The following is an 8259-nucleotide window of genomic DNA, read 5'->3' as shown; positions in this document are numbered from 1 at the left end:
CTTGATGAGCGCAGAGCCTCTTGGTTGTTTGATTGTGGGGAGGCAACGCAGCATCAAATTTTATATACATCAATAAAACCAGGGAAAATAGAAAAGATTTTTATTTCCCATTTACATGGCGACCATATTTTTGGTTTGCCTGGCTTTTTAGGAAGTCGCTCCTTTCAAGGGGGAGAATCCTTATTAACCGTCTATGGACCTAAAGGTATTAAAGCCTTTATTGAAACTTCATTAACAGTAAGTACGACCCATATTCGATATCCGCTTGAAGTGGTTGAAATCGAAGAAGGGGTGGTGTTTGAGGATGATCAATTTTGTGTCACTGCAAAAGAACTAGAGCACGGGATTCAATCCTACGGGTATCGTATCGTTGAAAAAGACCTGCCTGGAACATTGCTGGTAGACAAGCTTTCAACCGCAGGAATCAAGCCAGGTCCCATTTATCAAAAAATTAAAGAAGGACAAACGGTCATTCTTGAGGATGGACGTAAAATAAATGGTGAAGAATATATTGGCCCGCCTAAAAAGGGACGGATTGTGACGATTTTAGGTGATACTCGTTACGTTAAGGAAAGGATTGAACTTGCAAAGGATGCAGATCTTCTCATTCATGAAGCAACTTTTAGTTCAAATGAAGCAGATTTAGCTCATGATTATTTTCACTCAACGACTACACAAGCAGCTGATGTTGCAGAACAAGCCGGGGTAAAAAATTTGATTTTGACCCATATTAGTTCGAGGTATCAGGGGGATGAAAGCCTGAAACTCCTTGAAGAAGCAAAACAAAAATTTCAAAATACATATATGGCAAAAGATTTCTTGAAGTTCGAAATCAAATTAAGCCAAAATGAATGAATTACCTGGAGGGTACCAATGAATTCAGTTATTGAAACGATTATGAATCATCGTTCGATTCGTAAATTTGAAGAGAAATTATTAACAGACGAACAAATCCGTACGATTGTTGAATGTGCACAAGCAGCATCCACTTCTAGCTTTATCCAGGCTTATTCGATTATTGGGGTTAAGGATCCAACTAAAAAGCAAAAGCTTGCTGAGATTGCTGGGAATCAAGCCTATGTTGCCGAAAATGGGCATTTCTTCGTATTTTGTGGAGATCTTCATCGTCACCAAGTAATTAGCGAAATAGAGGAAAAGGATTTATCAACCTCTTTGGAGAGTACGGAGAAGTTTATGGTTACGACAATTGACGCCGCCTTGGCTGCACAAAATGCTGTACTTGCTGCAGAATCAATGGGCTTAGGTGCATGCTATATTGGTGGGTTACGAAATAATCTAGACGAGGTTTGTAAAATTTTAAATATCCCTACATTTGTGATTCCACTTTTCGGAATTGCTGTAGGCTACCCGACACAAATGCCTGATAAAAAGCCACGACTTCCATTTGAGCATATTTATCATGAGGATGAATATCAGGAAAATGAAGGCGAATTTAAACAAGGGTTAGCAAATTACAATCAAACCATTTCAGATTATTATACACAACGTACAAATGGAAAACGCTCAGATACATGGACGGGTCAGATGGCAAATATGCTTGAAACTCCAAAACGTATGTATATGAAGGATTTTGTAAAAAAACAAGGATTTAATCAACAGTAACCCCAAAAAATGAGAGTTCAAAAAGGAGGGTGAAAAGGACCGAGAATTTCAAGGCGGCGTAGCTTTGAGTACCGGAGCGTATGCAGTTAATACGTGAGGAACGGAGAAGCAAGCCAACGCAGAAACTCGATGTGTCATTTTCGGACGAGTTTTTGAACATCCTCTAAGAAGAAAGGAGCGGAACCCATGGATATTAAAATTACTCAAAAAATGATCAAAGAAATGTGTGGTACCGTCTCCTTCAAAAGAGGGGACGCTTTTTATCGAACAAATAAGGTGACAATTACGGAATACGGACCTGATACATGCAAAGCCAAAGTTAACGGTACGGAGGATTTTCATGTTAGGATTGAAAAAAATCCAAATGGAAAGCTACAGGCTTCATGTAGTTGTCCGTCGCTTGCGAATTTCGATAAGGATTGTCAGCATATTGCGGCAGTATTAATCGCAATTCATGAACAGCAAAATCAAGAACAATTAGACTTCAATGAATCCATTACATCCCAAACCGCAGACCTTACAAATGATTTCATGACGCTTTTTTTAGATCGACCAACGCGTTCAAGCGGTCACCAGCTTCATTTTGAAAAAAGGGAAGTGCTAGATGTTCGATTTACCTGTAAACCCGTTAAGGTTTCAAATGAACAAACCTTATTTGGGGTGGAAATGGAGATTGAACAGAAAAGAGTACTTGATATTCGTGACTTTCTTCAGGATTTAAAACAAGGAAAGCGAAGTAAAATTTCTCCTCATTTTACATATGATCCAAATCAGCATTGCTTTTTACAAGAAGCGGACGCTCTTCTTCACCAATTAGTTAAAGGAACCGAAGATGAGAAGGTTTTTCTAGATATGATCTTTGGTCATCCTGAAAATAACGTTTCTCGAGAAGTACTACTGATTCCACCGTCTTCCTGGGGAATGCTTATTCCTTTGTTATCAAAATGTCCATCCGTTTTTCTTTTAAACAATGGTCATTCCTATGAGGGGCTTCAAATCGTTCAAGATCCACCACCACTTCATTTTTCATTTGAAGAAGGGGAGGATGGCGACTATCAGTTAACGATTCAAGGGTTCAATCGAATGAGTGTGTTAAAATCCTACCACACGGTACTTAGTGATGGACTTCTTTACCAAATCGAGGAAGAGGATTGTGACCGATTATTGGAGCTAAAGCAGATGCTCGCAAGTCCCGGTGCAAATCATATTCCGATTCCAAAGGAGCATGCCCATTTTTTCCTTAAGAAAATAGTACCAAGCCTGAAAAAAATCGGCGTTGTCCATATGTCTCATGCGATATCCAAGGAATTTATGAAAACACCTCTTGTTGCTAAGCTATATTTGGATCGTCTGAGACATAAGCTGCTTGCAGGACTAGAATTTCACTATGAAAATATCATCATCCAACCATTGGAGAATCGGGATCTCCCTACAGGTCCAATGGTCATCAGGGATGTGGAAAAAGAGGACGAAATTCTACAAATCATGGATGAGAGTGGCCTTTCAAAAACTGAAGGCGGATATTATATGCATAATGAGGAACTTGAGTATGAGTTTTTACATCATATCGTTCCAAAGCTACAGCCACTCTGCCAAATTTATGCGACAACGGCCATACGGAATCGCATTGTTCCGAAAAATGAACATCCGAAAATAAGGGTGAAGATCAAAAAGGAACGCACCAACTGGCTGGAATTCAAGTTTGAAATGAAGGGGATTGCTGACCAGGAGATTCGAGAAATATTGGGTGCCCTTGAGGAAAAACGAAAGTATTATCGGCTGAAAAATGGCTCGCTGCTTTCCCTCGAAACGAGAGAGATGGAGGAGATACAGCGGTTTTTGCAAGCTGTTCCAATCCAAGATGATAATTTTGAAGCAACCTTAAACATGCCGATGATTGAGGCTCTACCTTTATTAGATTCAATTGATGATAGTGGGATTTTCACTGCAGAAGAATCATTCCGTCAGTTTCTTGACTCCATTCGAAACCCTAATGATTTAGGTATTGAGGTACCACAGCATTTAGAACCCATTTTACGAGATTATCAGAAGCTAGGCTTTAAATGGATGAAGACGTTAGCGAGTTACGGGTTTGGCGGTGTTCTTGCCGATGACATGGGGCTTGGAAAAACGGTGCAGAGCATTGCATTTATTGTTTCCGAAGTTTCCAATATTAGAGAAAGAAAGCAGCCTACACTTATTGTTTGTCCTTCATCGTTAACCTATAACTGGCTTCATGAATTAATGAAATTTGCTCCCGACCTTCAAGCGATTGTGATTGATGGGAATAAAGCGGAACGAAAAGAGCTCCAAAAAGAGAGTGAGGGTATGGATGTGCTCATCACGTCCTATCCGTTATTAAGACGTGATATAAAATGGTACGAGACTTTAAACTTCCATACCGTTTTCTTTGATGAGGCGCAAGCTTTTAAAAATCCAGTGACCCAAACAGCAAGGGCTGTCAAAAGAATAAAAGCAGACCATCGTTTTGGACTAACTGGAACTCCGGTTGAAAATTCAATCGAGGAGCTTTGGTCGATTTACCATGTTGTCTTTCCGCAGCTCTTTAAGGGCTTAAAGGAATATAGTCATCTGACAAGAAAGGACATTGCAAGAAGGGTTCGACCATTTTTGCTTCGCCGCGTAAAAGAGGATGTATTGGCTGAGCTACCAGAAAAAATTGAGATCCTTGAATCATCGGAGCTTCTACCTGAACAAAAGAAACTTTATGCTGCCTATTTGGCAAAACTAAGACACGATACATTAAAGCATCTTGATAAGGCTACGATTCGAAAAAATCGAATTCGAATTCTGGCAGGGTTAACGCGTTTGCGGCAAATTTGCTGTCATCCGGCTTTATTTGTTGACGGCTATAAGGGGAGTTCCGCGAAATTTGAGCAGCTTCTACAAATCATGGAGGAATCTAAATTATCTGGAAGGAGAGTTTTGATTTTCTCACAATTTACGAAAATGCTTGAGTTGATTGGAAGGGAACTTACGAATCGGGGACACACATTCTTTTACTTAGACGGACAAACACCTACAGCTGAGCGTGTGGAACTATGCCAACGCTATAATGCGGGGGAGCGGGAATTATTTTTAATTTCGCTGAAAGCCGGTGGAACAGGGCTTAATTTAACGGGTGCTGATACGGTTATTTTATATGACCTATGGTGGAATCCAGCAGTTGAAGAACAAGCGGCAGACCGTGCTCATCGGATTGGCCAGAAAAAGGTTGTCCAGGTGATCAAGCTTTTTGCCCGCGGAACCATTGAAGAAAAAATGAATGAGCTACAAGAAAAGAAGCGTGACCTAATTTCAGACCTAATCGATTCTGAGGAAAAAACAACGCTAACGGAAGAGGATATACGAGAGCTTCTTAGTATATAGGCAAAGGCACTTTCCACAAGGGAGAGTGCCTTTGTTTTAAAGCCAACCGCGATCATATTGTTTCGGGCTTTCGATTGAGATACCTAATTCTTTTGCTGCTGTTCGTGGCCAGTATGGGTCACGTAATAATTCCCGTGCGATAAAGATTAAATCAGCACGGTTGTTTTTTAAAATTTCCTCAGCTTGAACCGCTTTTGTGATTAAACCTACTGCCCCGGTAGGGATATTTGCCTCATTACGAATTTTATCCGCAAAACCAACCTGATACCCAGGGTATGCGTCAATTTTTGCCGGTACGACAGCACCTGAACTGACATCGATTAGGTCAACACCTTGGGATTTCATATATTTTGCATAATCTACATAATCGGTAGGAGTCAAGCCACCATCTGTATAATCATTTGCTGATACACGAACAATTAAAGGACCATCCCATACTTCTTTAACGGCTTTAATGACTTCTTGAAGGAAACGGTAGCGGTTTTCGCTACTACCGCCATACTCATCCTCACGCTTATTGGAGAGTGGAGATAAAAACTCATTAATTAAATATCCGTGCGCCCCGTGGATTTCAATCATATCAAAGCCTGCTTCTTTTGCTCGTCGTGCTCCAGCTTTGAATGCCTCGATTGTTTCATTAATTTCATGAATGGATAATTCCTTTGGGGTTTTATATCTTTCATTAAATGCTATCGCCGAAGGGGCAACAATATCTCCGTCAACAGTTGCTTTTCGGCCTGCGTGGGCGATTTGGATAGCTGTTTTTGAGCCCTGTGCTTTGATCATATCAACAAGTTTTTTGAGGCCCGGAATATGCTCATCACTCCATATTCCTAAATCCAGTGGAGAGATTCTTCCTTGTGGTGTGACAGCGGTAGCCTCCACCATGATCAGCCCAACCTGACCAACTGCGCGGCTTACATAATGGGTATAATGCCAATCCTGCAGCATTCCATCCTGATTATGACTGGAATACATGCACATTGGTGCCATAACAATTCTATTTTTTAATGTGACATTTTTGATTGTATATGGTGAAAATAATGCGGATTCCATAAAGTTTCAGCCTCCTATGTATTTCGTTTCCCTAAATAGTATATCAATTTGTAACCTTGAATTCATCGATTATGCCTACTAAACAATGAAGCATCGACCTCCGTTGTCGATGCTTTTGTTTATTTATATGGTTTTTCAGCTAATTTCTTACCTGTTTCTGTACTAATGAGTGCCACTTTAGCCGGCACGTATTTTTGGATTTGATTATCAAAAACATATCGTGTTTCGAAATACGCAATCACATCGTAATGAGCAATTCCTAAAACAGCTCGAATTGCCACAATTTCCTGAGGTTTCATTTTCGTTAATTTATCAAAACGATAGCCTGATGCTGGGTCAACCCATGTTTCGATCGCATCCAAGCGTTTCTTTAATTCTTTCTTATCAGGAAAATCCCTGTAGCGATCCTCTGATAACGGAATGACCGTTTCTAAGTCGGTCTGCTTATCAATAAATTCGATTTGATAATCACCAATGTATTTCATCGAAAAGCGCTTTTTTGCCTCATCAAACCAGCCTGTTGTATTGGGATCCTTTAAAATTTCCTCTACTCTTTCACCTGTATAGCTAAGGACTGTTAGCCCGGTGATGCCACCACTTCCTACAGAATGAAAATATAGCAGTATATCCTGTTTTCCATTTTGAAGGACGTCAGCAAACTTCATGTCAGCCAATTGGTACAAATCCTGTTTATTGTGGTACGTACCTAATTGCTCGCCATTGATTTTTAAAGACCACTCATTCGCAAGATTGTATTGATTTTTTCTCGCATATAACTCAATGATATCCTTATTTCCATCACCGTCTAAATCAATATACTCCTTTTGAACAATTGTAAAGGGACCGTACTCAACATCGTTTTGCTGGGCAAGAGTCACACTGTGAAAGCCGATGAGAAGGCCTAATAATAGTAAAAATCGTACCAGTTTCACAAAATCACCTCTTTGGTAGGATAACCAAAAATTGTGAGGTATATAGGTAAAACTGTCTTATTTTGTATAAAAGTTCTCCGTATAATAAGGATGCGATTCCGTATTAAAAGCAACTCCAACCCCTAAAAACTTATATTCTTTTTTTAAAATATTTTCACGATGTCCCATTGAGTTCATCAAGCCTTCGTGGGCAAAGATACTGCTGAACTGTCCATAGGCGAGATTTTCCCCAGCAATCGTAAATAAAACTTCGTCGTCAAGCATCCGGTCAAAAGGGGACTGGCCTTGTAAATTTGTATGACTGAAATAATTGTTTTCAGCCATGTCTATACTATGCTTTCGTGCTGTTTCCTTCACGTGGTCATCCCAAGTTAAAACCCCTAAGCCATGATTGACTCTTGACGCATTCGTAAGATCAAATAATTGATATTCGAAGCCTTCCTTTAACTGGTCGCTTGCATTCGTATAAAAATCCGCTCTATCTTGTTCGAGCGCTTCTGACACGATTTGAATGGAAGTCACCGTATTGTTTTCGTGTTTATCGTAAAACAGGGTGACATAGGTGTTATCGATGTGGAAGACATCATAGTCCCGATCCTTCTGTAATTCATAATAAACAAATCCTTTTTGGATTCGAGTCATAGGGTCACCAAGTAGATTAAGAGCATCCTGTTTTGGTGTTCCGCGTTTGATTCCTTTCGTTGATGAAATGAGGTCTTGATTTGTGTATAAGCCGACAACAGTATCACGGGAGTCATAAGCAACCATCATAAAATTATGGTAGTTTTCATGATACGTATACCAGTTCGTTCCATATTCATTTAATGATGTACGTTCCGCAGCACCAAGCTTCGTATCTACACTTTGTTTACTCTCGCCAAGCTCGATATTGTGTATCGAAAAGGCCTGTTCACTTGGTATATTTAGTTCTGGCTTTTCGATTTCTTCCCGGTCAATAATTGAATTTTCGGGTGCTTTTTCTTCCAAGCCTTTCAGTAATGTAGCGATATAGTCAATGCCGTCATTTAGTTTGGATTTAATGGTTGCGAATCCCTCAGATTCAGAAACTCGGTCGACCTCTGATGTAATAGTATCGAAAACTGATTGATTATCAGATTTTGCAGCGAGTTTATCCAGTACTGTCCACCCGGCATATAAGAAAAATAAAAAGGATAAAAATAATAGGATTCTCCTCATACGTAACCTCCAATCCCTTAGCTTTATTTAGCAGAAGTCTTTAACTTCTGCTAAATAAAGC

General features: G+C 39.9%; 6 protein-coding genes. 3 read left to right on the top strand and 3 right to left on the bottom strand.

Going from position 1 to position 8259, the window contains the following annotated elements:
- The 3 genes from rnz to V7147_RS06385 all read left to right on the top strand — a co-directional run.
- Positions 1-855: ribonuclease Z (gene rnz, locus V7147_RS06395; RefSeq protein WP_335367024.1), on the top strand; the 855-nt coding region annotated here is incomplete at its 5' end.
- Between the two features lie 18 nt (positions 856-873).
- Positions 874-1623, top strand: coding sequence for an oxygen-insensitive NADPH nitroreductase (gene nfsA / locus V7147_RS06390; RefSeq protein WP_335367023.1), 750 nt, complete (start codon positions 874-876; stop codon positions 1621-1623).
- A 186-nt stretch (positions 1624-1809) separates the two neighbouring features.
- On the top strand, positions 1810-5013 hold the full coding sequence (locus tag V7147_RS06385; RefSeq protein WP_335367022.1) for a DEAD/DEAH box helicase: 3204 nt from the start codon (positions 1810-1812) through the stop codon (positions 5011-5013).
- Positions 5014-5049: 36 nt separating this feature from the next.
- Here the strand turns inward: V7147_RS06385 and namA are convergent, their stop codons facing one another.
- The 3 genes from namA to V7147_RS06370 form a co-directional block, all read right to left on the bottom strand.
- On the bottom strand, positions 5050-6069 hold the full coding sequence (gene namA, locus V7147_RS06380; RefSeq protein WP_335367021.1) for an NADPH dehydrogenase NamA: 1020 nt from the start codon (positions 6067-6069) through the stop codon (positions 5050-5052).
- 119 nt (positions 6070-6188) lie between these two features.
- Entirely contained in the window at positions 6189-7001 is an 813-nt protein-coding gene (locus V7147_RS06375) for a hypothetical protein (protein ID WP_335367020.1), read from the bottom strand.
- 57 nt (positions 7002-7058) lie between these two features.
- Complete coding sequence (locus tag V7147_RS06370) at positions 7059-8198, bottom strand: CAP domain-containing protein (RefSeq protein ID WP_335367019.1); 1140 nt, start codon at positions 8196-8198, stop codon at positions 7059-7061.
- Between the last annotated feature and the right edge of the window lie 61 nt (positions 8199-8259).

The sequence above is a fragment of the Bacillus sp. JJ1521 genome, assembly GCF_036965165.1.
Taxonomy (GTDB): domain Bacteria; phylum Bacillota; class Bacilli; order Bacillales; family Bacillaceae_L; genus Ferdinandcohnia.
Note: the sequence above shows the minus strand (reverse complement) of the source record. Positions and strands in the feature narration are given on the sequence as shown.

Excerpts from the sequence above, each read along its gene's own strand:
- nfsA (WP_335367023.1), top strand. The coding sequence starts at position 874 with ATGAATTCAGTTATTGAAACGATTATGAATCATCGTTCGATTCGTAAA.
- V7147_RS06385 (WP_335367022.1), top strand. The coding sequence starts at position 1,810 with ATGGATATTAAAATTACTCAAAAAATGATCAAAGAAATGTGTGGTACC.
- namA (WP_335367021.1), bottom strand. The coding sequence starts at position 6,069 with ATGGAATCCGCATTATTTTCACCATATACAATCAAAAATGTCACATTA.
- V7147_RS06370 (WP_335367019.1), bottom strand. The coding sequence starts at position 8,198 with ATGAGGAGAATCCTATTATTTTTATCCTTTTTATTTTTCTTATATGCC.